Raw genomic sequence first — 22,518 nt, forward strand, 5'->3', positions numbered from 1 at the left:
AAGGATAGATGATGAGTAGCGTAGATATTCTGGTTCCTGACCTCCCTGAATCGGTTGCCGATGCGACCGTCGCCACCTGGCATAAAAAACCCGGTGACCGCGTAGAGCGTGACGAAGTGTTGGTGGAAATCGAAACCGATAAAGTGGTGCTTGAAGTGCCTGCTCCGCAAGCCGGCGTGCTTGAAGCCCTGCTGGAAGATGAAGGCGCTACGGTAACGTCGCGCCAGATTCTGGGCCGACTGCGTCAGGGCGACAGCAGCGGTCAGGAGACGTCCGAGAAGTCTGAAGCCAAAGAGTCAACGCCCGCCAAGCGCCACACCGCCGGCCTGGAAGAAGAGAACAGTGAAGCGCTCAGCCCGGCGATCCGTCGCTTAATCGCCGAGCATGATCTGGATGCCCAGGCGATCAAAGGCAGCGGCGTCGGCGGACGTATCACCCGTGAAGATGTGGAAAAACACATCAGCAGCACGTCGGCCACAGCGCCGGCGTCAGCCACTGCCGCACCGACCGCCGGTCACAGCGCCCCGGCCGCACTGGGTAACCGCAGCGAAAAACGCGTTCCGATGACCCGCCTGCGTAAGCGCGTGGCCGAGCGTCTGCTGGAAGCGAAAAACAGCACTGCCATGCTGACCACCTTTAATGAAGTCAACATGAAGCCAATCATGGAACTGCGCAAGCAGTATGGCGACGCTTTTGAAAAGCGCCACGGTATTCGGCTGGGGTTCATGTCCTTCTATATCAAGGCGGTAGTGGAAGCATTGAAACGTTTCCCGGAAGTGAATGCCTCTATTGATGGCGATGATGTGGTCTACCACAACTACTTTGATGTCAGCATCGCGGTTTCCACCCCGCGCGGTCTGGTGACCCCGGTACTGCGTGATGTCGACGCGCTAGGCATGGCCGATATCGAAAAAACCATCAAGGAACTGGCGGTCAAGGGCCGTGACGGCAAGCTTAAAGTCGAAGAACTGACCGGCGGCAACTTTACCATCACCAATGGCGGCGTATTCGGCTCCCTGATGTCGACCCCGATCATCAACCCGCCGCAGAGCGCAATCCTGGGCATGCATGCCATCAAGGATCGCCCGATGGCGGTCGATGGCCAGGTGGTGATTTTGCCGATGATGTATCTGGCCCTGTCATACGATCATCGCCTGATCGACGGCAAAGAGTCAGTGAGTTTCCTGGTGGCGGTCAAAGACATGCTCGAAGACCCGACCCGCCTGCTGCTCGACGTATAGCCATGACCCGGTTGCGGACCGGTTCCGCATCCGGGGCGTTTTCAACGGCGCAGCCGTTTTACGGTGGCCCTGCCTGTCGGGCCGCTGACACTCTCCAGACGACGATGGATAGAACACATGAACTTACATGAATATCAGGCAAAACAGCTTTTTGCTCGGTATGGCCTGCCTGCCCCTACGGGTTATGCCTGCTCCACACCACGCGAAGCGGAAGAGTCAGCTTCAAAAATTGGTGCCGGTCCCTGGGTAGTCAAATGCCAGGTACATGCGGGCGGCCGCGGCAAGTCAGGCGGCGTCAAAGTGGTCAAAAGCAAGGAAGAGATCCGCGCTTTCGCCGAAAACTGGCTGGGCAAGCGCCTGGTCACCTATCAGACAGATGCCCAAGGCCAGCCGGTCAATCAGATTTTGGTTGAAGCCGCGACCGACATTGCCCAGGAACTTTATCTGGGCGCGGTCGTTGATCGCAGCACTCGCCGGGTGGTTTTCATGGCGTCGACTGAAGGCGGCGTAGAAATCGAAAAAGTGGCGGAAGAAACGCCGCATCTGATTCATAAAATGGCGCTGGATCCGCTGACCGGTCCACAGCCTTACCAGGGGCGCGAGCTGGCCTTCAAACTGGGCCTGTCCGGCAAGCAGATTAATCAGTTTGCCAAAATTTATATGGGACTGGCAAGGCTGTTCCTGGAGCGTGATTTGGCGCTGGTGGAAATCAACCCGCTGGTGGTGACTCGCGATGGCGATTTGATCTGCCTGGATGGCAAGTTGGGCGCTGACGGTAATGCGCTTTTCCGTCAACCGGAATTGCGTGAAATGCGTGATCCTTCCCAGGAGGATGAACGCGAAGCCCATGCTGCCCAGTGGGAACTGAACTATGTCGCGCTGGATGGCAACATCGGCTGCATGGTCAACGGCGCCGGACTGGCGATGGGAACCATGGATATCGTCCAACTGCACGGCGGTACCCCGGCCAACTTCCTTGATGTCGGCGGCGGCGCCACCAAGGAACGAGTGACGGAAGCATTTAAAATCATCCTTTCAGACGATAAAGTCAAAGCCGTACTGGTCAACATTTTCGGTGGCATCGTGCGTTGCGATCTTATCGCTGAAGGCATAATCGGCGCGGTTGAAGAAGTCGGCGTCAGCGTGCCGGTCGTGGTCAGGCTGGAAGGGAACAATGCCGAGCTGGGCGCCAAAACGCTTGCCGACAGCGGCCTTAACATCATTGCTGCCACCAGTCTGACTGATGCGGCCCAACAAGTCGTCGCCGCGGTGGAGGGAAAATAATGTCCATTTTAATTAATAAAGACACCAAAGTTATCTGCCAGGGATTTACCGGAAGCCAGGGTACTTTTCACTCGGAACAGGCGTTGGCCTATGGTACGCAGATGGTCGGCGGCGTCACGCCGGGCAAGGGCGGTACCGAGCATCTTGGTTTACCGGTGTTCAATACCGTGCGCGAAGCGGTAGAGAAGACCGGCGCCACCGCGACCGTCATCTATGTCCCGGCGCCGTTTTGCAAAGACTCTATCCTGGAGGCTATCGATGCCGGGATTGAGTTGATTATTTGTATTACCGAAGGCATCCCTACGCTGGATATGCTGGTGGTCAAGGCCAAGCTTGAACAAAGCACAGCCCGGATGATCGGACCTAACTGTCCGGGGGTGATTACCCCGGGTGAATGCAAGATAGGCATCATGCCCGGCCACATCCACCAACCTGGCCGTGTCGGCATCGTCTCCCGATCAGGCACCCTGACCTATGAAGCGGTAAAACAAACGACTGATACCGGTCTGGGCCAGTCCAGCTGCGTGGGCATCGGCGGCGACCCGATCCCGGGTTCCAATTTTATCGATATTCTTAAGCTGTTCGAGCAGGATCCCCAGACCGAAGCAATCGTGATGATAGGCGAGATAGGCGGTAGTGCGGAAGAAGAAGCCGCAGCCTATATCAAGGATCATGTCACCAAACCGGTAGTAGGCTACATTGCCGGGGTGACCGCTCCCAAAGGTAAACGTATGGGCCATGCAGGGGCCATTATCGCGGGCGGTAAGGGAACGGCAGACGAAAAATTCGCCGCACTCGAAGCTGCAGGCGTCAAAACGGTGCGCAGCCTGGCCGATATCGGCGAAGCGCTGAAATCAATCATGCCGGCCTGATAATTTCAGCTATTACTGCAGCCACCCTGGTGATCCGGCGCTGTAAAGCGGAGACGTCCGCTTCACAGCGCCAGATCGTTGGGGTGGCTTTTTTGTGTCCGCTACCGGGTCATCCGAGTCAACAGCAGGCGGAAACCGGGCCTGAAGATAACCCTGGTTAATGAAATGTTATTAATAAACGGATTATTTTCAGATTACGCAACATATATAGTCTGTTTGTTACTGGTTTATATGCCGATATAGATAATTGAATGGCGTTAATAAAACCCGGAGTGGATAAATAAAATAATTCATGTTCTGTTTGATGCATTATTTAATTTAAAAGTTCGTATATTAATTACACTTTATTAACATTAAGCTTAAGCGCGTTATTCCCGCCACGAATATTTAACATATCCCGCAAAAGATTGCGCTAAATCAATGATTGTAGAACGCTAATCTACTAGTGCGGGCATGAATTTGCGCTGGCGCAAGTTTCCCGGGTCAGGCAGTGTCGGCTAATTTGATCAATATGTCGTTTTACATACCATCTTAGGAAAAAATATATTTATCCTGAGTAAATTGAGGGGTACTATACCCTCCAATCCGGCCCGGATACGGATGCGTAATTAAAACCTTCCCGTCACGTTTCTGTAATAACGTACCGGACGTTATTGTCATGCAGTGATTGACGGTAAGTCACAATTATAAACTCTTCAAAAATCACCGCGGTTTATGCTGCGGCCTTTCAGCATTTTTAAGGCTGCGTACTACCGCATGTGGGAGCCTTCCTGCGAGGAGCAAGGAGTCATCATGTTTGATGTCGTCGAACTATCACGATTACAATTCGCCCTAACCGCGATGTATCATTTCCTGTTTGTGCCGCTGACGCTGGGCATGGCGTTCCTGTTAGCCATAATGGAAACCGTCTATGTCCTGTCCGGTAAACAGATTTACAAGGACATGACCAAATTCTGGGGCAAGCTGTTTGCTATCAACTTTGCACTGGGTGTGGCAACCGGCCTGACTATGGAGTTCCAGTTCGGGACCAACTGGTCTTATTTCTCCCATTACGTAGGCGATATCTTCGGCGCCCCGCTGGCCATCGAAGGCTTGATGGCGTTCTTCCTGGAGTCCACTTTCGTCGGCCTGTTCTTCTTCGGCTGGGACCGGCTGGGCAAAGTTCAGCATATGGCGGTCACCTGGCTGGTGGCGCTGGGTTCCAATCTGTCGGCACTGTGGATCCTGGTGGCCAACGGCTGGATGCAGAATCCTATCGCCGCGGATTTCAACTTTGAAACCATGCGCATGGAAATGCTGAGCTTTACCGATCTGGTGCTGAATCCTGTCGCTCAAGTCAAGTTCGTCCATACCGTGGCGGCGGGGTACTGTACCGGTGCGATGTTCGTGCTCGGTATCAGTTCGTATTACCTGCTCAAAGGGCGAGATATCGGCTTTGCCAAACGATCTTTCGCCATCGCTGCTGCATTCGGCATGGCATCAGTGCTGTCGGTTATCGTGCTGGGCGACGAGTCCGGCTATGAAATGGGCGATGTGCAGAAAACCAAGCTGGCGGCCATTGAAGCTGAGTGGGAAACCCAGCCGGCGCCTGCAGCCTTTACGCTGATAGGCCTGCCTAACCAAAAGGATCAGGAAAACCATTTTGCCATCCAGATTCCCTATGCGCTGGGTATTATCGCCACCCGTTCCACAGACCGCCAGGTTACCGGCCTCAAGGACCTGATGGTGCAGCATGAAGTGCGTATCCGCAACGGCATGAAAGCCTATGATTTGCTGCAGCAATTGCGTGGAGGCAACAGCGACCCTGAAGTGCGGGCCGCGTTTAATCGCGCCAAGCAGGATCTGGGCTACGGTCTGCTGCTCAAGCGCTACACCGAAAACGTCTCCGACGCGACGGAACAGCAAATCCAGCAGGCGACCAACGACTCTATTCCTCGTGTAGCGCCGCTGTACTTCTCGTTCCGCATCATGGTCGGTTGCGGCATTATCATGCTGTTTATCATCTCTATGTGCTTCTGGACCGTACTGCGCAATCGTATCGGTCAGAAACGTTGGCTGCACCGAGCCGCACTTTACGGCATCCCGTTGCCGTGGATTGCCATTGAAGCCGGCTGGTTTGTAGCTGAATATGGTCGGCAGCCTTGGGCCATTGGTGAAGTACTGCCCACCGCGGTCGCCAACTCAAGCCTGACGGCGGGCGATATCCTGTTCTCGATGGGACTGATATGCGGTTTGTATACGCTGTTCCTGGTGGCAGAGATGTATCTGATGTTCAAATTTGCCCGCCTGGGGCCAAGCAGCCTCAAAACCGGCAATTATCATTTTGAACAGTCAACCCCCACCTTGCAGAAAGCACGGTAAACAGGAGCCCTGACCATGTTTGATTATGAAGTTTTACGCTTAATCTGGTGGGTACTGATTGGTGTCCTGCTGATAGGTTTCGCCGTCACTGACGGTTTTGATATGGGTGTCGGCATGCTGGTGCGCTTCCTCGGGCGCAGCGATGTCGAGCGCCGGGTAATGATCAATACCATTGCTCCGCACTGGGACGGTAACCAGGTTTGGCTGATTACCGCCGGCGGTGCGCTGTTTGCCGCCTGGCCGATGGTCTATGCCGCTGCGTTCTCCGGCTTCTATATTGCAATGATCCTGGTGCTGGCATCGCTGTTCTTCCGACCGGTAGGTTTTGACTACCGCTCGAAAATCGAAGATCCGCGCTGGCGCAATATGTGGGACTGGGGCATTTTTATCGGCAGCTTCGTGCCGCCGCTGGTTATCGGCGTCGCCTTCGGTAATCTGCTGCAGGGCGTTCCATTCCATGTCGATGAATACCTGCGCCTGTTCTACACCGGTAACTTCTTCCAGTTGCTGAACCCGTTCGGCCTGCTGGCCGGTATCGTCAGCCTGTCGATGTTCCTGAGCCATGGCGGCACCTACCTGCAGATGCGTACTTCCGGCGATATGCTGGTACGCGTTCGCAAGGTGACCCAGGTGTCGGCCCTGGTCACTATGGTGACCTTCCTGCTGGCGGGCATCTGGGTGGTCAACGGCATTGACGGCTATACCATTACTTCCGCCATCAATACCCTGGCAGAGTCTAATCCGCTGCGCAAAGAAGTCGCCCATCAGGCCGGTGCATGGATGGCAAACTATCATCGCTATCCGCTGCTGTGGGCGATACCCGCTCTGGGCGTGCTGCTTCCGCTGCTGACCGTGCTTTTCTCGCGCCTGGGCAGGGGAGCATGGGCGTTCCTGTGTTCTTCCCTGACCTCGGCTTGCGTCATTCTCACCGCCGGCATCACCATGTTCCCGTTTATCATGCCTTCCAGTACCATGCCAGGGGCGAGCCTGACCGTCTGGGATGCAACGTCCAGCCTGCTGACGCTTAAAGTGATGACTATCGTTGCCGCGATATTTGTACCCATAGTGCTTATATACACAATTTGGTGTTACTGGAAAATGTTCGGCCGTATTACCAAAGAGCATATCGAACAGAACACTCACAGTCTGTACTGAGTAAGGAGCTGAAATTATGTGGTATTTTGCCTGGATCCTGGGAACGCTTCTTGCCTGTGCCTTTGGGATTATCACCGCCCTGGCGCTTGAGCATCATGAAGACACCAAAGGCGAAAAGACGGCCAAGTGATGACGTCATTAGCCCAAAGACTGTATGCACTGACGGATAAGAGCCCTGTGAGGGCTCTTTCTCTGATACTGGCGCTGGCGCTTGCCTTGAGCGTCTTCTGGCTGCCGTCGCGTTTCGCCGCGAAAACCAGCCCGCTTGAAGTCTGGCATGCTTTCGTCCTTATCTGGGCGGTTTGCGCCGGTATTATTCATGGGGTAGGGTTCCGTCCCCGTCATTTACGCTGGCGAATCATTTTCATGCCTCTGCCGGCATTAATTATTCTGCTGATCGCACTTATTTATACTTTCAGTTGAAATATTGATTTTTCAATGTTAAGTATAGTTGGGTAAAGTTTTAACCCCTATTCTCCATGGGCCGGTCCGCGGCCCATAATTATTTTCATTCGTCTTAATGAATCCATTCCCAACGCCCCAGCTCTTGAGTATAGTAAGCACCGTTGTTTTGCGTTGCTGGGATCTACAGTGAGTCATTCGTTATTTCGATGGCCGGTACGCGTCTATTACGAAGATACGGACGCCGGCGGTGTTGTCTATCATGCGCGATACGTTGCTTTCTTCGAACGGGCACGTACTGAAATGCTGCGCCAGCATAATTTCCATCAGCAGGCCCTGCTGCATGAAAATATCGCGTTCGTGGTCAGACGCATGACGCTGGACTATCTCGCTTCGGCGCACCTGGACGATTTACTGGTGGTTGAATCTGAAATCGTTTCCCTGCGTGGTGCCTCTTTGACCTTTGCGCAACGCATCCTGAATGCAGAGGGGGCATTACTCTGCCAGGCGGATGTTTTGATTGCATGTATTGATCCACACCTAATGAAGCCGATCGCGCTTCCCAAGTCTATTGTCGCGGAGTTCAAGCAGTGACTGAAATGAACATTTTTGATCTGTTCCTGAAAGCAGGCTTTCTGGTTAAACTGATCATGCTGGTTCTGATATGCTTTTCAATTGCATCCTGGGCGATCATTATCCAGCGTACGCGTATCCTGAATTCGGCCAACCGTGATGCTGAAGCATTCGAAGACAAATTCTGGTCCGGCATTGAGCTGTCGCGCCTGTATCAGGAAAGCCAGACCCGCCGGGATGAGCTGAGCGGCTCAGAGCAGATTTTTTATTCCGGGTTTAAAGAATTCGCCCGCCTGCATCGCGCCAACAGCCATGCCCCTGAAGCCGTGGTTGAGGGGGCGTCACGCGCCATGCGCATATCCATGAATCGTGAACTTGAAGCCTTGGAAACCCACATTCCTTTTCTGGGCACCGTCGGCTCCATCAGTCCCTACATCGGCCTGTTCGGCACCGTATGGGGCATCATGCACGCCTTTATCGGCCTGGGCGCCGTCAAGCAGGCTACCCTGCAGATGGTTGCGCCGGGGATTGCTGAGGCGCTTATCGCCACTGCGATCGGCCTGTTTGCCGCCATTCCGGCGGTGATGGCGTATAACCGTCTCAGCCAGCGGGTAAACAAGCTGGAGCAGAACTACGACAACTTTACCGAAGAGTTTATCGCCATCCTGCATCGTCAGGCCTTCGCCAGCGACAGCGCCAAGTAGGAAGGAGGGTAGAGCATGGCCCGTAAACGCGGTCGTAGAGAAATTAAGTCAGAGATTAACATCGTCCCGCTGCTGGATGTGCTGTTGGTGCTGGTACTGATTTTCATGGCAACTGCGCCGATAATCACCCAGAGCGTAGAGGTGGACTTGCCGGACGCGACGGACTCCAAGACCGTCAGCACTGACGATAATCCACCGGTTATCGTCGAAGTGTCGGGTATTGGCCAGTACAGTCTGGTGGTTGATCATGATCGCCTGGAACAGCTTCCTTCCGAACAGGTCGTCAGCGAGGCCCGCGCCCGGATGAGTGCCAATCCAAAGACGGTGTTCCTGATTGGTGGCGCACGCGATGTGCCGTATGATGAAATCATCAAAGCTCTGAATCTGCTGCATCAGGCCGGCGTCAAGTCGGTTGGCCTCATGACGCAGCCCATCTGACGGTCTGATGATGATGCAAGCTTTATCCGGCAACGCTGTTTTTGGGAATCGATTGTGTTAAAAACAACCGAACAGAGCGACAAGCTTAAACGCGCCATTATTATTTCCATCGGCCTGCATATTGTCCTGATAGCGGTGCTGATCTGGAGTTCCTGGCAACAGAATGTTGAGGCCAGCGGTGGTGGTGGTGGCGGTTCTTCGATCGATGCGGTCATGGTCGATCCGGGCGCTGTGGTGCAACAGTATAATCGGCAGCAACAGCAGCAGACGGATGCTCAGCGGGCGGCGCAACTGCGTGAAAAACGCGCTCAGCAGCAGGCCGAAGAACTGCAGCAGAAACAGGCCGCTGAACAGCAACGGTTGAAAGAGTTGGAAAAGGAGCGCCTGGAAGCCCAGGAAACGGCTCAGCAGCAGAAAGCCGAGCAGGCCAAGCAGGCAGCGGAAGCGGCCCAGCAGGCCGAGCAGCAAAAACAGCAGGCTGAAGCCGCGACCAAGCAGGCGCAGGAGCAGCAGAAGCAGGCCGAAGCGGCAGCGGCCAAGGCCCGAGCCGATGCCGCAGCCGAACAGGCCAAAGCGGCTGCCGAGGCCAAGAAACAGGCTGAGGCCGAGGCCAGCAAGCAGGCCGCCGCCACTGCAGCTAAGAAGCAGGCTGAAGCGGAGGCGAAAGCCCAGCAGGCAGCAAAGGCCAAAGCCGCTGCCGAGGCCAAGGCTGTAGCTGATGCCAAAGCGGCGGCTGACGCCAACGCCAAGGCAGAGAAGGCCGCCGCCGATAAAGCAGAAAAAGCCGCCGCGGAAAAAGCCACACAAGCCGCCGCTGAGAAGGCTGCTGCTGAAAAAGCGGCTAAAGAACTTTCCGAAAAGGCCGCTAAAGATAAAGCAGCCGCTGCAAAAAAAGCGGCGGATGCCAAGAAGAAAGCCGCTGCCGCCGCGGCCGCCAAGCAGTCCAGTGAAGTCAACGATTTATTGGGCGGGCTGACCGATTCGAAGAACGCGCCTAAAGCTGGCGGGGGACCGCAATCGGGGGGGGGTGCCCCTGGTGCCGGAAGCGGCAAGAAGAGTGGCGCTAATGGGGCTGATGTTAATGCATACCTAGGGCAGATTACCTCGGCGATTTCCAATAAATTTTATGATGGTGGCAGCTACAGTGGGAAAGTCTGCGATTTGCGTATCAAACTCGCACCCGACGGTCTATTGATATCCATTACCGCCGAAGGGGGCGACCCGGCGCTTTGCCAGGCAGCGGTGTCCGCCGCTAAATTGGCAAAAATACCTAAGCCGCCAAGTCCTGAAGTTTATGAGCAATTTAAAAACGCGCCGATAAGGTTCAAACCTCAGTAAAGGCGCGGTGCAGTAATCTTAGCGGTGGGTAAAATAAACCGATGGTGGTTTAGGATTTGTACTATGTTGTCAGTCGGGGTTCTGTAGTTTTGTGTACGCGGATTAGTTAAAATTCTGCTAATTTATCGGGGCTGACGTCCTGGTATGGGAGATGAAATGAAGCAGGCATTTCGAGTAGCGCTAGGTTTTTTCGTGTTATGGGCATCCGTGCTGCATGCGGAAGTACGCATTGAAATAACACAAGGGGTGGATTCGGCCAGACCGATTGCCGTCGTTCCTTTTAAATGGGCCGGCTCAGGCGCCGCGCCTGAGGATATCGGTTCGATTGTCGGTGCCGACTTGCGCAATAGCGGCAAGTTCAATCCGCTTGAACCGTCACGTATGCCTCAGCAACCGGCCTCTGCCGCCGAAGTGACGCCGGCAGCCTGGACCGCGCTGGGTATCGACTCGATCATCATCGGCCAGGTTCAGCCCAGCGCTGACGGCAGCTATGTCGTGTCTTATCAACTGGTGGATACCTCCGGCAACCCGGGGGCGATATTGGCGCAAAACCAGTTCAAGGTGACCAAGCAGTGGCTACGCTATGCCGCGCATACCGCCAGTGACGAAACCTTTGAAAAACTGACCGGCATCAAGGGCGCTTTCCGTACCCGTATCGCCTACGTGGTGCAGGGCAATGGCGGGCAGTTCGCCTATGAGCTGCGGGTTGCCGACTATGATGGGCATAACCAGTTCACTGTCCACCGTTCACCGCAGCCGCTGATGTCGCCGGCCTGGTCTCCTGACGGCAGCAAAGTGGCCTACGTCACCTTTGAAAGCGGCCGTTCAGCGCTGGTCGTGCAGACGCTGGCCAACGGCAGCATTCGCCAGATTGCCAGCTTCCCGCAGCATAACGGCGCCCCGGCATTCTCGCCGGACGGTTCCAAACTGGCTTTCGCGCTGTCCAAGTCAGGCAGCCTGAATCTTTATGTCATGAACCTCGGCTCCGGCCAGATTAGCCAAGTGACCGATGGGCGCAGCAACAATACCGAACCTACCTGGTTCCCGGATAGCCAGACCTTGGCTTACACCTCGGATCAGGGGGGTCGTCCACAAGTGTATAAAATTGGTATCAACGGCGGTACTCCGCAGCGTCTGACCTGGGAAGGCTCCCAGAATCAGGACGCGGATGTGAGCGCAGACGGCAAGTTCCTGACGATGGTCAGTTCGAACGGCGGCGCTCAGCATATCGCCAAACAGGATCTGGTAACGGGAGCCGTCCAAGTGTTGACGGACACGTTCCTGGATGAGACGCCTAGCGTCGCTCCCAACGGCACAATGGTAATCTACAGCGCTTCGCAAGGGCTGGGGTCCGTGTTACAGCTGGTCTCGACTGATGGGCGTTTCAAAGCGCGTCTTCCGGCAACTGATGGACAGGTAAAATTTCCTGCCTGGTCGCCGTATCTGTGATGCATGTGTAAATATGTATGGCAAACTATAAAAGGAAATATGAGATGCAACTGAACAAAGTGCTAAAAGGGCTGATGTTGGCTGTGCCTTTAGTGGCAATCGCCGCGTGTAGTTCTCACAAAAGCGCAAACAATGGTGATGAATCTGCCATGGGCGCTGGCGGCAATGGCACTGGTATGGACACTAGCGGCAATATGTCCTCTGAAGAGCAGGCGCGTCTGCAGATGCAAGAACTGCAACGCAACAATATCGTCTACTTCGATCTGGACAAATACGATATCCGTTCTGACTTCGCTCAAATGCTGGATTCTCACGCACAGTTCCTGCGTGACAACCCTTCATACAAAGTGACCGTAGAAGGTCATGCGGATGAGCGCGGTACACCGGAATACAACATCGCCCTGGGCGAACGTCGTGCCAATGCCGTGAAAATGTACCTTCAAGGTAAAGGCGTCTCCGCCGACCAGGTTTCTATCGTATCTTACGGTAAAGAGAAACCGGCTGTACTGGGACATGACGAATCTGCTTACTCCAAAAACCGTCGTGCCGTACTGGTTTACTAAGAGAATTGCATGAGCAGTAACTTCAGGCCTCACCTATTGAGTCTGTCGTTGCTGATTGGCGTAGCGGCCCCCTGGGCCGCTACTGCCCAAGCGCCAATCAGTAATGCCGGCTCCGGCTCGGTCGAAGACCGGGTCATCCAGCTTGAGCGTATATCCAACGCTCACGGCCAACTATTAACCCAACTCCAGCAACAGCTCTCTGAAAGCCAGCGTGATATTGATTCATTACGCGGTCAGATCCAGGAAAGCCAGTATCAGCTTACTCAGGTCGTTGAGCGCCAGAAACAGATATATCAGCAGATGGATACCCTCAGCCAGAGCTCGTCTGCTGGCCAGAATTCCGCAGCGGGCGCTGCAGCAGGGGCCGTTACAGCGAATACTGACAGTGCACCGGCGCAGTCCGGCGCGGCGGCGCCTGCCGGCTCAGGAGACGCTAATACCGATTACAACAGTGCGGTTGCACTGGTACTGGAAAAGAAACAGTACGATCAGGCTATCAGTGCTTTCCAGGCTTTTGTTAAACGTTACCCGGATTCTACTTACCAGCCGAATGCAAACTATTGGCTTGGTCAGCTGAATTACAATAAGGGTAAAAAGGACGATGCGGCTTATTATTTTGCGTTAGTGGTAAAAAACTACCCAAAATCGCCGAAAAGTGCTGAAGCGTTATTCAAGGTCGGGGTGATCATGCAGGAAAAAGGCCAGACGGATAAAGCCAAAGCGGTTTACCAGCAGGTCATCAAGCTTTACCCCAGCTCGACGTCAGCCAAGCAAGCGCAGTCAAAATTGAACGCACTTTAAGCTATCCTGGCCCGAAAACAGGGCCTGGATGGACAAAAATAGTTCTGAATGCGCGAAGAACAAGCAGTTGAACGCCAGGACGGGAAATTTAGGTTGCTTCAAAAAATTAACTCAGTAATATATGCCGCCGTTGCCAAGGGAAAGCATTAAGCCACTGGCAAGGGTAAGAAAACGGATGATTGGGTCGTTAGCTCAGTTGGTAGAGCAGTTGACTTTTAATCAATTGGTCGCAGGTTCGAATCCTGCACGACCCACCATTATCCGATTGAGCGTTGCAATACGTTCAGATGAGTTATCGCAACCTGCGGTGTTCATCATGCAGTATCTACGCTACACAGTGGGTCGTTAGCTCAGTTGGTAGAGCAGTTGACTTTTAATCAATTGGTCGCAGGTTCGAATCCTGCACGACCCACCACTTTCAAATATATGTTCGCAACGACATCTAACCTCTCTTTAAACATATCGCACTGTCGCACGGGATGAGAGCCTGCGTTTATTTACTTCCCGCATTTACCCACCCTCTTGTCGAATATGTCGCACTGATCGGCGGAATGAGCAGCTGTGGTGAGGCGCCATCTCGCATTCACATCCAAACTCCCCTTCACGTAGTCGCTAGACACTAAACAAATTTGCTTTTCAAGGCAAATTAAGCGCGACATTTGGTGAAAATACCGCTATTTTGTTTAGTATATAAAACAGCCGCTGACTATAGCCCCGCTTGCCGCCTTACCGGGTCCATTCAGCTCACGCGGCAGGCACTGAGAACCGCATATGATCGAATTATCGGATGTGAATGCTGCCATCTATCCTTTTCCGCCCAAGCCGCCTGCGCTGAAGCAGGATGAACAGCAATACTTTGTCGGCGAAATCAAACGCCTGCTAAAACAACGTAATGGGGTTATTGTCGCTCACTACTATACCGATCCGGTTATCCAGGCGCTGGCTGAAGAGACCGGTGGCTGCGTGGCTGATTCCCTGGAAATGGCGCGTTTCGGCAGCAGCCATCCGGCGACCACCCTGCTGGTAGCCGGGGTACGCTTTATGGGGGAAACCGCTAAAATCCTCAGCCCCGGCAAACGGGTGCTGATGCCCACCCTCAAGGCTGAATGTTCGCTGGATCTGGGATGCCCAATCGATGAGTTCAGCGCCTTCTGCGATGCGCATCCTGACCGCACGGTGGTGGTGTATGCCAATACTTCCGCTGCGGTAAAAGCCCGTGCCGATTATGTGGTGACGTCCAGCATTGCCGTTGAACTGATTGAGCATTTGGACAGCCTGGGAAAAAAAATCATCTGGGCACCGGACCGCCATCTGGGCCGCTATGTCCAACAGCAGACCGGTGCCGACATGATTTGCTGGCAAAGCGCCTGTATCGTTCATGATGAATTTAAAACCCAGGCCCTGATGCGAATGAAGACCCTGTATCCCGAGGCTGCGGTACTGGTACATCCTGAATCACCCCAGGCGATAGTCGACCTGGCAGACGCTGTCGGCTCGACCAGCCAACTTATTCATGCAGCGCAAAGCCTGCCTCAGCAGCAGATGATTGTCGCCACCGATCGGGGCATTTTCTATAAGATGCAGCAGGCCTGTCCGGATAAAATCTTGCTGGAAGCGCCGACGGCGGGAGAGGGCGCGACGTGCCGCAGCTGCGCTCACTGCCCGTGGATGGCGATGAACGGCCTGCAGGCTATCGCGTTGGGTCTTAGCGAGGGTGGGGCGGCGCATGAGGTGCATGTTTCTGAGGCGTTACGCCAGCAGGCGCTGGTGCCGCTTAATCGCATGCTGGACTTTGCCAGCCAGCTGAAGATTAAACTGGCCGGCAATGCCTAACACTTGATAAGAGCCGTTTTTAGTGGCTTGACAAACCCGGCTCTTAGCTGCTGGTAAGGCTGGTCCACAATTGATGCCCGGCATCCAGCGCGGGCAGCCTGGTTTCAACGCTGATGCCCGGCATTCAGCGCGGGCAGCCTGGTTTCAACGCTGATGCCCGGCATTCAGCGCGGGCAGCCTGGTTTCAACGCTGATGCCCGGCATCCAGCGCGGGTAGCCTGGTTTCAACGCTGATGCCCGCCGTTTAGTGCTGATGCCCGCTAGGGTGATGCAAGCTCTCATGGTGCTGGGCGGCATGGGAATGGCTGGCCGACCCCTGCTCAAGGGTAGTGATAGCGCAATCGCCCTGAGAGCATGACTGGTATTCCATCTGGATAGTGGCATGAGAGATGCGGTAGTGCTCCAGCAGGTAATGCTGGATGCGGTGCAGCAGGCCGTCATGATCATACGGCGGGACGACCTGTACATGCATGGTCATGATGGGCTTCTCGCCGACCTGCCAGATATGCACATGATGAATATTGCGCACCTCGGCAATATTCATCGTCATTTCACGCTTGAGTTTGTCAATATCGAACTGGGCCGGCGTGCCCTCCAGCAGTTCATGCAGGCTTTCGCGCAGCAGTCTCCAGCCACTGCGCAGGACCAGTCCCGAAACCAGAATCGACAGAATCGGGTCTATTGGCATCCAGCCGGTGACCAAAATAATGATTGCCGCAACAATGGCACCTACCGAGCCGAGCAAATCTCCCAGGACATGCAGCGCCGCGCCGCGCATATTCATGTTTTTTTCACTACTGCCGCTGTGCAGCAGCCAGAATGAAAGCAGATTGGCCAGCAGGCCGGCAATGGCAATCACCATCATCGTCCAACCGGCTATCGGCCGGGGCTGATAGAAACGCTCAATGGCTTCCCAGACGATGACCAGAGTAATAACCAGCAGGGCCAGCGCATTAATGAAGGCAGCAAGCGTTGTCAGGCGTAGATAGCCGAAGGTATGTCGGCCATTAGGCTTATGATTGGCAAAATGCACCGCGGTCAGCGCCATCAGCAATGCCGCCGCGTCGGTAAGCATATGTCCGGCATCAGCCAACAGCGCCAGCGATCCGGAGACCAGCCCGCCGATCACTTCGATGACCATAAAAGCGGCGGTTACGATGAAAGCCGCCAGCAGGCGTTTATTGTTTTCCTTACCCTCGCCAGACGACTGACCGTGATTATGTATATGCGCCATTAAATAACCTGTTCATCTCAATCGTAGAGCGGGTAATTTATCGCAAACCAGGCTCGTTTACTTCAACAGCCGCTCGGAAGCGACGTTTTAGTTGCTCTGTGCCGTACACCCGGCTTTCGGAAGTTGGCCATATTTATCCTGCGATGTGATTATCATTTATTCTGCGATGTGATTATCAAGATAAAAAAAATCAGGCTTTAAGCCTGATTCCGTATAATTATCGTTATCCCAAGCCCGATTGCGCCCTCAATAACAATACGATGCTGTATTCAGCGCTGCCATTACAGACAGAGCTGTTAGTGGGTCGTACCATCCGTTTTGGTGGCTTCAGTCTGACCCTTTTCGCCGGTTTCTACCTTGGAGTTGGTATCCGGGCAACGGCCATCTTTACAGACCGTATTTTTATGTGCTTCATCGGCAGTCAGCCCAGAGGCGCTGGTGGTGCCGGTATTATTGGTGGTACCGGAATTGATGTCCTTATTATTGACGTCATTCGGCGCTGAGGTTTCTTTCTGCGCGCCGCCATCGCTGCCGCCCGCATTAGAGCCGCTGCCCGGGGCTGCAAATACCGCGCCGCTGCCAATAGTCATTACCGCTGTCAGAAAAACCATAGCCATTTTTTTGGTGGTGTTCGTTTGCATAGTCTTTTCCCTCTTTTATACCAGAGTGGGTGTAAAGTCCGCCTATCAAACAATGCGGAGAGAAACTTCAGCGAAGTATACCCGGAGTCTCCGTGAAGAAATGTTAAACCGCGTTTATGACATTACTGTTCGCATATCCGTGGCTTACCATGCATTAAGCATAGTCAAGATTTGCCGGTGATCAAATTTGTTGCTGAATTAACCCGCAATCTGGATTTACAGACTGTTGCATGGAGGATAGATTAAGCGTTGAATTATCCTTGGCAGTCTAAAAATGAGAAAACAGATAGTCTTATGAATTACCTTAATGATGATTTGAGAATTAAAGAAATTAAAGAACTGCTACCGCCGGTTGCGTTGTTAGAAAAATTTCCCGCTAGCGAAAAGGCGGCTTCAACGGTAGCATCAGCACGCAGTGCCATCCACAAAATCCTGAAGGGTACCGAGGACCGCCTGCTGGTGGTGATTGGTCCTTGTTCAATTCACGACACTAAAGCGGCCAGGGAATATGCCGGCCGTTTGCTGGCGCTGCGCAATGAACTGAGCGATTCCCTGGAAATAGTGATGCGGGTTTACTTCGAAAAGCCGCGGACCACCGTGGGTTGGAAGGGGCTGATTAACGACCCCCATATGGACAACAGTTTTGATATCAACGACGGTCTGCGCATTGCCCGCAAACTGCTGCTGGAAATCAATGATACCGGTCTGCCGGCCGCAGGTGAATTCCTCGATATGATTACCCCGCAGTATGTGGCGGATCTGATGAGTTGGGGTGCCATCGGTGCTCGCACCACGGAATCTCAGGTCCATCGGGAGCTGGCCTCTGGGCTGTCTTGTCCGGTCGGCTTCAAAAATGGCACTGACGGCACCATCAAGGTGGCGATAGATGCAATCAATGCCGCCGGTGCAGCCCATTGCTTCTTGTCGGTGACCAAGTGGGGACATTCGGCAATTGTTAATACCAGTGGTAACAGCGACTGCCATATTATTCTGCGCGGCGGCCGTGAGCCGAATTACAGCGCTCATCATGTCAAAGCGGTCAAGGATGGACTGGCCAAGGCCTCCTTGCCGGCCCAGATCATGATCGATTGCAGCCATGCGAACAGCAGCAAGCAATTCAAGAAGCAGATGGAGGTCGGGGCAGACGTATGCGGGCAAATCAGCGCCGGCGAAAACAGCATCATGGGTGTAATGATCGAAAGCCATCTGGTGGAAGGCAACCAGAATCTGGAAAGCGGGGTGGAACTGGTGTATGGGCAGAGCGTCACTGATGCCTGCATCGGCTGGGAAGATACTGAAACGCTGCTCAGACAGCTGGCGAACGCGGTACAGGACCGTCGCCGCTAAAGGCGTGAAATTGACCGTTCAGCGCCGTAGCCGGATCACCGGGCGCGGAACGGTCAGAAAAATTACTTCGCTTTGCCTTGATTGGCTACCGCCGCCGCTTTGGCCGCGATTTCATCCGCATTGCCGAGGTAGTAGTGCTTGATAGGCTTCATGTTGTCGTCAAATTCATAGACTAGCGGTACGCCGGTCGGAATATTCAGCTCAAGAATTTCTTCTTCGCTCAGATTATCCAGGAATTTAACCAGTGCACGGATAGAGTTACCGTGCGCAGCAATGATCACGCGTTCACCGCTCTTGATGCGCGGTAAAATGCTTTCATCCCAAAAAGGGATAACGCGATCAATGGTCAGTGCCAGGCTTTCGGTGGTTGGCAGCTCATCAGCGCTGAGGTTAGCGTAGCGGGCATCGTGGCCAGGGAAACGTTCGTCATCACGGGTCAGTTCCGGCGGAGTGACGGCAAAACCGCGACGCCACTGTTTGACCTGCTCGTCACCGTATTTTTCAGCGGTTTCGGCTTTGTTCAGCCCTTGCAGAGCTCCGTAATGACGCTCATTCAGACGCCATGATTTCTCGACCGGCAGCCATGCCTGATCCAGTTCGTCAAGCACGTTCCATAAAGTATGGATAGCGCGTTTTAATACAGAGGTATAAGCAAAATCAAATACAAAGCCTTCAGCTTTCAATTGCTTACCGGCTTGTTTGGCTTCGGTGCGACCTTTGTCGGAAAGCTCTACGTCCGTCCAGCCGGTGAAACGGTTTTCATTGTTCCACTGACTTTCGCCGTGTCGTACCAGAACCAATTTAGTTACAGCCATCGCTAGACTCCTTTAAGTCCCAATAATTTACTAAAACTGAATCCATTATATTGCCTGCACCACTGTGCCAGCAACCGCATAGATCAACCATAGCGAAATAATAGCTTCAGTGTAAAGGCGTTACAGTGCGACGAATTGATAACGGGTCTGTGAACGGTAGGTTTCTCCAGGCTCCAGCCAGCAGGCTTCCTGAGGCCACTCCGGGTGATTGGGGCTATCGGGCAGAAACTCGCTTTCAAGCGCCACGCCGCTGTAGCTCAGGTACTGGCCGCCGTGGCGCGCCGGTGTTCCGGCCAGGTAATTGCCGCTATAGAACTGCACCGCCGGCGCTGTGGTGTACAGCTGCAGCAGCAGTTTGCCATCGGCAGACCAGAGTTTGGCAGCCGGTTCGTCGCCGTTACGGCAGCCCGCATTGAGAAGATAGCCGTGATCATAGCCTTTCATCCGTTGCTGATCCCGGTCACGCAGGAAATCCTGCGCAATGGTTTTGGGTTGACGAAAGTCCATGCCGGTATCCGTCACATCAGCAGGATCGGCGCAGGGGATCCCCTCGCTGTCTACCGGCAGAAATTTATCGGCAGCGATCTGCAAGGTCTGGGGACGAATATCGCTATTGGGCCCATCCAGATGGAAATAGGCATGGTTAGTCAGATTAATCGGGCAGGGCTTGTCTACCGTGGCCTGGTAGTCAATGGTGACAGAATTATCCTCGGTAACGGTATAGCGTACTTCAGCGGTCAGATTACCGGGAAATCCCTGATCGCCATCGGCCGATTCAAGCCGGAACAGCGCTGAATCGGTACTGTGTTCGGCCAGTTGCCAGCGCCGGGCGTGAAAACCTTGCGCACCGCCGTGAAGCTGATGCGTGTCCTGATTGGCGCTGAGATGCCACTGCCGGCCCGCCCTGGCCAACGTGGCGTTGGCGATACGATTGGCATAACGGCCAACCGTCGCGCCGAGGTAGGCATTTTGCTGGGGATATTCCTCCGGCGTCTGGCAGCCCAGCAGCACCTCGCGGCGTGAGCCGTCGGCAAGCTTCAACTGGCAGGAAAGCCAGGTGGCGCCCCAATCCATCAGGCTGATTTCTGTCCCATGGACGTTACTGAGTGTAAGGCATTGAAACGGCTGGCCATCGGGAGCGGTGCCCGAGTCATACATTTTTAACATAGACCTGTTCCTTCGGATGCATGGCACACATAGAACGTCTCTTTGAGGCCGGTTTTTTCAGGATACTGCCGGGCGACGGCGTCGCGCACGGCATCCACTTTACTGGCAGGAATAAGCGCAACCACACAACCGCCAAACCCGCCGCCAGTCATGCGCACACCGCCTTCATCGCCGATGACCTGTTTAACAATCTCGACCAGGGTATCGATGGCAGGCACCGTGATTTCAAAATCATCACGCATCGAGTCATGGGATTGGGCCATCAGTTTGCCCATCAGCGTCAAATCTCCCGCCGCCAGCGCATCGGCCGCAGCGAGGGTGCGGGCATTCTCGCTCAGCACATGGCGCACCCGCTTGGCCACCACCGGATCCAGCTCATGTTCCACCGCTGCGAACTGGCTGAGTTCAACATCGCGCAGTTTATCGGCGGTAAAGAAGCGGGCGCCGGTTTCGCACTGCACGCGGCGGGCGTTGTATTCACTGTCCACCAGGCCACGTTTTACATTGGAGTTGATAATGACCACCGCCACATTATCAGGCATCGGTACCGCGCGGGTGCCCAGTGTCCTACAGTCAATCAGCAACGCGTGGTTGTCCTTGCCCAGGGCGGAAATCAACTGATCCATGATGCCGCAGTTACAGCCGACAAACTGGTTTTCGGCTTCCTGACCGTTAAGCGCCAGCTCGACGTCGTCCACCGACAGGTGATAAAGCGACTGGAAGACCTTGCCTACCGCCACTTCGAGCGACGCCGATGAACTCAGTCCGGCTCCCTGGGGGACATTGCCGCTTATCACCAGGTCCGCGCCGCCGAAATCACCGTTGCGTTTCGCCAGGTGTTTGACCACGCCACGGACGTAGTTTGACCACTGCTGGCTATCGTGGCTTAAAATTGACTCATCCAGAGAAAAAATGTCTTGCTGGCTGTCACAATCCACAGCAATAACCCGGACCTGCCGGTCGTCACGCTTGGCAGCGCTTATCACCGTATGGTAATCGATGGCACAGGGCAGGACGAAACCATCATTGTAGTCAGTATGTTCGCCAATAAGATTAACCCGGCCAGGGGCCTGTACGGTTAATGCGGGTTCATAGCCGAACACCTGGCGGAATGTGGTTTCAGTGATATTTTTTAACGTCATGATTAAACTCCGGATTCCCGAAAATGGATGTCGCTGACCGCACGCAAACGTTCGGCCGCCTGTTCTGCGGTCAGGTCTCGCTGGGCTTCCGCCAGCATTTCATAACCCACCATAAATTTGCGCACTGTCGCGGAACGTAGCAGTGGCGGATAAAAATGCGCATGGAGCTGCCAGTGACGTTGGGAATCTTCGGTGAACGGCGCGCCATGCCAGCCCATTGAGTAGGGGAAAGAACAGCTAAACAGGTTGTCATAGCGGCTGGTGAGTTTCTTCAGCGCAACGGCCAAATCCCGTCGCTGGTCATCGTTCAGCTCCCCCAGCCGCTGCACCGGGAACTTGGGCAGCAGCAGGGTTTCGAACGGCCAGGCCGCCCAGTAGGGCACCACCGCCAGCCAGTGCGTCGTCTCGACAACGGTGCGGGAGCCATCACGCTGTTCCCGTTCAGCATAATCCATCAATAAAGCGGATCCTTCACGCTTGAAGTATTCAAGCTGCAGCCGATCTTCACGCTCTGCTTCATTAGGCAGGAAACTGTTGGCCCAGATTTGCCCATGTGGATGGGGATTCGAGCAGCCCATCGCCGCACCTTTGTTTTCAAATACCTGCACCCAAGGGTAGGTTTTACCCAGATCTTCACTTTGCTCTTGCCAGGTCTTCACAATCGCCTCAAGCGCAGGCAGGCTGAGTTCAGGCAGGGTTTTGCTGTGGTCGGGCGAGAAACAGATCACCCGGCTGGTACCGCGGGCGCTGCCGATACGGAACAGCGGATCGCCGCTGTCTGTAGCATCAGGCGTATCGGGCATTAACGCGGCAAAGTCATTGGTAAAGACATAGGTGGTCTGGTAATCGGGGTTAATATCGCCGGTGACACGCGTATTGCCGGCACACAGGAAGCAGTCGGGATCATGCGACGGCAAGGTGTCCTGCGAAGGGGTTTCCTGCTGCCCCTGCCAGGGGCGCTTGGCCCGGTGAGGTGAAACCAGGATCCACTGTCCGCTGAGCGGATTGAGACGTCGATGCGGGTGATCGATGGGGTTGAATGGGGTCATCATTGCTCCTTATGAGTGTAACCGCTTCCACTTAGCCGTTACGCGATGCCTTAAACAATACGTGATTTTAATAAAAATAAAAATAGCATGAACCGGGGGCGGAAAGGGT

The 22,518-nt window shown here is 54.4% G+C and carries 22 protein-coding genes and 2 tRNA genes; 18 read left to right on the top strand and 6 right to left on the bottom strand.

What is annotated here, in order from left to right; all coding sequences use genetic code 11:
• Nucleotides 1–11: 11 nt before the first annotated feature.
• The 17 genes from odhB (at nt 12) to nadA (ending at nt 15,014) form a co-directional block, all read left to right on the top strand.
• Nucleotides 12–1,241: a 2-oxoglutarate dehydrogenase complex dihydrolipoyllysine-residue succinyltransferase gene (gene odhB, locus EDC52_RS07840; protein ID WP_131865137.1), complete on the top strand. Its 1,230-nt coding sequence runs from the start codon at nt 12–14 to the stop codon at nt 1,239–1,241.
• A gap of 117 nt (nt 1,242–1,358) precedes the next feature.
• Complete coding sequence (gene sucC / locus EDC52_RS07845; protein WP_131864784.1) at nt 1,359–2,525, top strand: ADP-forming succinate--CoA ligase subunit beta; 1,167 nt, start codon at nt 1,359–1,361, stop codon at nt 2,523–2,525.
• Entirely contained in the window at nt 2,525–3,397 is an 873-nt protein-coding gene (gene sucD / locus EDC52_RS07850; protein WP_131864785.1) for a succinate--CoA ligase subunit alpha, read from the top strand. Before sucC ends, sucD begins: the two co-directional genes overlap by 1 nt.
• Before the next feature lie 792 nt (nt 3,398–4,189).
• The gene (gene cydA, locus EDC52_RS07855) at nt 4,190–5,758 is read left to right on the top strand and encodes a cytochrome ubiquinol oxidase subunit I (protein ID WP_131864786.1); all 1,569 of its coding nucleotides are present in this window, start codon (nt 4,190–4,192) and stop codon (nt 5,756–5,758) included.
• Nucleotides 5,759–5,773: 15 nt separating this feature from the next.
• Complete coding sequence (cydB, locus tag EDC52_RS07860) at nt 5,774–6,913, top strand: cytochrome d ubiquinol oxidase subunit II (protein ID WP_131864787.1); 1,140 nt, start codon at nt 5,774–5,776, stop codon at nt 6,911–6,913.
• A gap of 16 nt (nt 6,914–6,929) precedes the next feature.
• Nucleotides 6,930–7,043, top strand: coding sequence for a cytochrome bd-I oxidase subunit CydX (cydX, locus tag EDC52_RS07865; RefSeq protein ID WP_131864788.1), 114 nt, complete (start codon nt 6,930–6,932; stop codon nt 7,041–7,043).
• Nucleotides 7,043–7,336, top strand: coding sequence for a cyd operon protein YbgE (gene ybgE, locus EDC52_RS07870; protein ID WP_131864789.1), 294 nt, complete (start codon nt 7,043–7,045; stop codon nt 7,334–7,336). The genes cydX and ybgE overlap by 1 nt, the downstream gene beginning before the upstream one ends.
• A gap of 168 nt (nt 7,337–7,504) precedes the next feature.
• On the top strand, nt 7,505–7,909 hold the full coding sequence (gene ybgC / locus EDC52_RS07875; protein WP_131864790.1) for a tol-pal system-associated acyl-CoA thioesterase: 405 nt from the start codon (nt 7,505–7,507) through the stop codon (nt 7,907–7,909).
• Nucleotides 7,906–8,592: a Tol-Pal system protein TolQ gene (tolQ, locus tag EDC52_RS07880; RefSeq protein ID WP_131864791.1), complete on the top strand. Its 687-nt coding sequence runs from the start codon at nt 7,906–7,908 to the stop codon at nt 8,590–8,592. Before ybgC ends, tolQ begins: the two co-directional genes overlap by 4 nt.
• A 15-nt stretch (nt 8,593–8,607) precedes the next feature.
• Nucleotides 8,608–9,030: a colicin uptake protein TolR gene (tolR, locus tag EDC52_RS07885; RefSeq protein ID WP_131864792.1), complete on the top strand. Its 423-nt coding sequence runs from the start codon at nt 8,608–8,610 to the stop codon at nt 9,028–9,030.
• A 54-nt stretch (nt 9,031–9,084) separates the two neighbouring features.
• Complete coding sequence (gene tolA, locus EDC52_RS07890; protein ID WP_131864793.1) at nt 9,085–10,368, top strand: cell envelope integrity protein TolA; 1,284 nt, start codon at nt 9,085–9,087, stop codon at nt 10,366–10,368.
• A gap of 156 nt (nt 10,369–10,524) precedes the next feature.
• The gene (gene tolB, locus EDC52_RS07895; protein WP_131864794.1) at nt 10,525–11,817 is read left to right on the top strand and encodes a Tol-Pal system beta propeller repeat protein TolB; all 1,293 of its coding nucleotides are present in this window, start codon (nt 10,525–10,527) and stop codon (nt 11,815–11,817) included.
• A gap of 44 nt (nt 11,818–11,861) precedes the next feature.
• Nucleotides 11,862–12,380 (top strand): peptidoglycan-associated lipoprotein Pal, encoded by a 519-nt coding sequence (gene pal, locus EDC52_RS07900; protein WP_131864795.1) that lies wholly within the window; start codon nt 11,862–11,864, stop codon nt 12,378–12,380.
• A 9-nt stretch (nt 12,381–12,389) separates the two neighbouring features.
• Entirely contained in the window at nt 12,390–13,181 is a 792-nt protein-coding gene (gene cpoB / locus EDC52_RS07905; RefSeq protein WP_131864796.1) for a cell division protein CpoB, read from the top strand.
• A 181-nt stretch (nt 13,182–13,362) separates the two neighbouring features.
• Nucleotides 13,363–13,438: transfer RNA gene (locus tag EDC52_RS07910), tRNA-Lys, on the top strand.
• A gap of 82 nt (nt 13,439–13,520) precedes the next feature.
• Nucleotides 13,521–13,596, top strand: a tRNA-Lys gene (locus EDC52_RS07915).
• Between the two features lie 356 nt (nt 13,597–13,952).
• Complete coding sequence (gene nadA, locus EDC52_RS07920) at nt 13,953–15,014, top strand: quinolinate synthase NadA (RefSeq protein WP_131864797.1); 1,062 nt, start codon at nt 13,953–13,955, stop codon at nt 15,012–15,014.
• A gap of 244 nt (nt 15,015–15,258) precedes the next feature.
• Here nadA and zitB read toward each other — a convergent pair whose 3' ends face one another.
• Both zitB and EDC52_RS07930 read right to left on the bottom strand, forming a co-directional pair.
• Entirely contained in the window at nt 15,259–16,248 is a 990-nt protein-coding gene (gene zitB, locus EDC52_RS07925) for a CDF family zinc transporter ZitB (RefSeq protein WP_131864798.1), read from the bottom strand.
• A 296-nt stretch (nt 16,249–16,544) separates the two neighbouring features.
• The gene (locus EDC52_RS07930; RefSeq protein ID WP_131864799.1) at nt 16,545–16,889 is read right to left on the bottom strand and encodes a protein YbgS; all 345 of its coding nucleotides are present in this window, start codon (nt 16,887–16,889) and stop codon (nt 16,545–16,547) included.
• Between the two features lie 294 nt (nt 16,890–17,183).
• Between EDC52_RS07930 and aroG the strand changes: the two genes are divergently transcribed.
• Nucleotides 17,184–18,236, top strand: coding sequence for a 3-deoxy-7-phosphoheptulonate synthase AroG (gene aroG, locus EDC52_RS07935; protein WP_131864800.1), 1,053 nt, complete (start codon nt 17,184–17,186; stop codon nt 18,234–18,236).
• Nucleotides 18,237–18,298: 62 nt separating this feature from the next.
• On the opposite strand, the gene gpmA is transcribed toward aroG, so the two are convergent.
• From gpmA to galT, 4 genes are all read right to left on the bottom strand, one after another.
• A complete protein-coding gene (gpmA, locus tag EDC52_RS07940; protein WP_131864801.1) occupies nt 18,299–19,051 on the bottom strand; it encodes a 2,3-diphosphoglycerate-dependent phosphoglycerate mutase in 753 nt (250 codons plus the stop codon).
• A 120-nt stretch (nt 19,052–19,171) separates the two neighbouring features.
• On the bottom strand, nt 19,172–20,218 hold the full coding sequence (gene galM / locus EDC52_RS07945; RefSeq protein ID WP_131864802.1) for a galactose-1-epimerase: 1,047 nt from the start codon (nt 20,216–20,218) through the stop codon (nt 19,172–19,174).
• Entirely contained in the window at nt 20,212–21,363 is a 1,152-nt protein-coding gene (gene galK, locus EDC52_RS07950) for a galactokinase (protein ID WP_165911686.1), read from the bottom strand. The genes galM and galK overlap by 7 nt, the downstream gene beginning before the upstream one ends.
• Nucleotides 21,363–22,409 carry a galactose-1-phosphate uridylyltransferase gene (gene galT / locus EDC52_RS07955; protein WP_131865138.1) on the bottom strand — a complete coding sequence of 349 codons (1,047 nt, stop codon included), beginning with the start codon at nt 22,407–22,409 and terminating at the stop codon, nt 21,363–21,365. The genes galK and galT overlap by 1 nt, the downstream gene beginning before the upstream one ends.
• Nucleotides 22,410–22,518: the final 109 nt, after the last annotated feature.

This window comes from Biostraticola tofi (assembly GCF_004343195.1).
Taxonomy (GTDB): domain Bacteria; phylum Pseudomonadota; class Gammaproteobacteria; order Enterobacterales; family Enterobacteriaceae; genus Biostraticola; species Biostraticola tofi.

Excerpts from the sequence above, each read along its gene's own strand:
- galT (WP_131865138.1), bottom strand. The coding sequence starts at position 22,409 with ATGACCCCATTCAACCCCATCGATCACCCGCATCGACGTCTCAATCCG.
- ybgE (WP_131864789.1), top strand. The coding sequence starts at position 7,043 with ATGACGTCATTAGCCCAAAGACTGTATGCACTGACGGATAAGAGCCCT.
- tolR (WP_131864792.1), top strand. The coding sequence starts at position 8,608 with ATGGCCCGTAAACGCGGTCGTAGAGAAATTAAGTCAGAGATTAACATC.
- cydB (WP_131864787.1), top strand. The coding sequence starts at position 5,774 with ATGTTTGATTATGAAGTTTTACGCTTAATCTGGTGGGTACTGATTGGT.
- gpmA (WP_131864801.1), bottom strand. The coding sequence starts at position 19,051 with ATGGCTGTAACTAAATTGGTTCTGGTACGACACGGCGAAAGTCAGTGG.
- cydX (WP_131864788.1), top strand. The coding sequence starts at position 6,930 with ATGTGGTATTTTGCCTGGATCCTGGGAACGCTTCTTGCCTGTGCCTTT.
- galM (WP_131864802.1), bottom strand. The coding sequence starts at position 20,218 with ATGTTAAAAATGTATGACTCGGGCACCGCTCCCGATGGCCAGCCGTTT.
- cydA (WP_131864786.1), top strand. The coding sequence starts at position 4,190 with ATGTTTGATGTCGTCGAACTATCACGATTACAATTCGCCCTAACCGCG.
- aroG (WP_131864800.1), top strand. The coding sequence starts at position 17,184 with ATGAATTACCTTAATGATGATTTGAGAATTAAAGAAATTAAAGAACTG.
- nadA (WP_131864797.1), top strand. The coding sequence starts at position 13,953 with ATGATCGAATTATCGGATGTGAATGCTGCCATCTATCCTTTTCCGCCC.
- tolB (WP_131864794.1), top strand. The coding sequence starts at position 10,525 with ATGAAGCAGGCATTTCGAGTAGCGCTAGGTTTTTTCGTGTTATGGGCA.
- sucC (WP_131864784.1), top strand. The coding sequence starts at position 1,359 with ATGAACTTACATGAATATCAGGCAAAACAGCTTTTTGCTCGGTATGGC.
- cpoB (WP_131864796.1), top strand. The coding sequence starts at position 12,390 with ATGAGCAGTAACTTCAGGCCTCACCTATTGAGTCTGTCGTTGCTGATT.
- pal (WP_131864795.1), top strand. The coding sequence starts at position 11,862 with ATGCAACTGAACAAAGTGCTAAAAGGGCTGATGTTGGCTGTGCCTTTA.
- EDC52_RS07930 (WP_131864799.1), bottom strand. The coding sequence starts at position 16,889 with ATGCAAACGAACACCACCAAAAAAATGGCTATGGTTTTTCTGACAGCG.
- odhB (WP_131865137.1), top strand. The coding sequence starts at position 12 with ATGAGTAGCGTAGATATTCTGGTTCCTGACCTCCCTGAATCGGTTGCC.
- sucD (WP_131864785.1), top strand. The coding sequence starts at position 2,525 with ATGTCCATTTTAATTAATAAAGACACCAAAGTTATCTGCCAGGGATTT.
- zitB (WP_131864798.1), bottom strand. The coding sequence starts at position 16,248 with ATGGCGCATATACATAATCACGGTCAGTCGTCTGGCGAGGGTAAGGAA.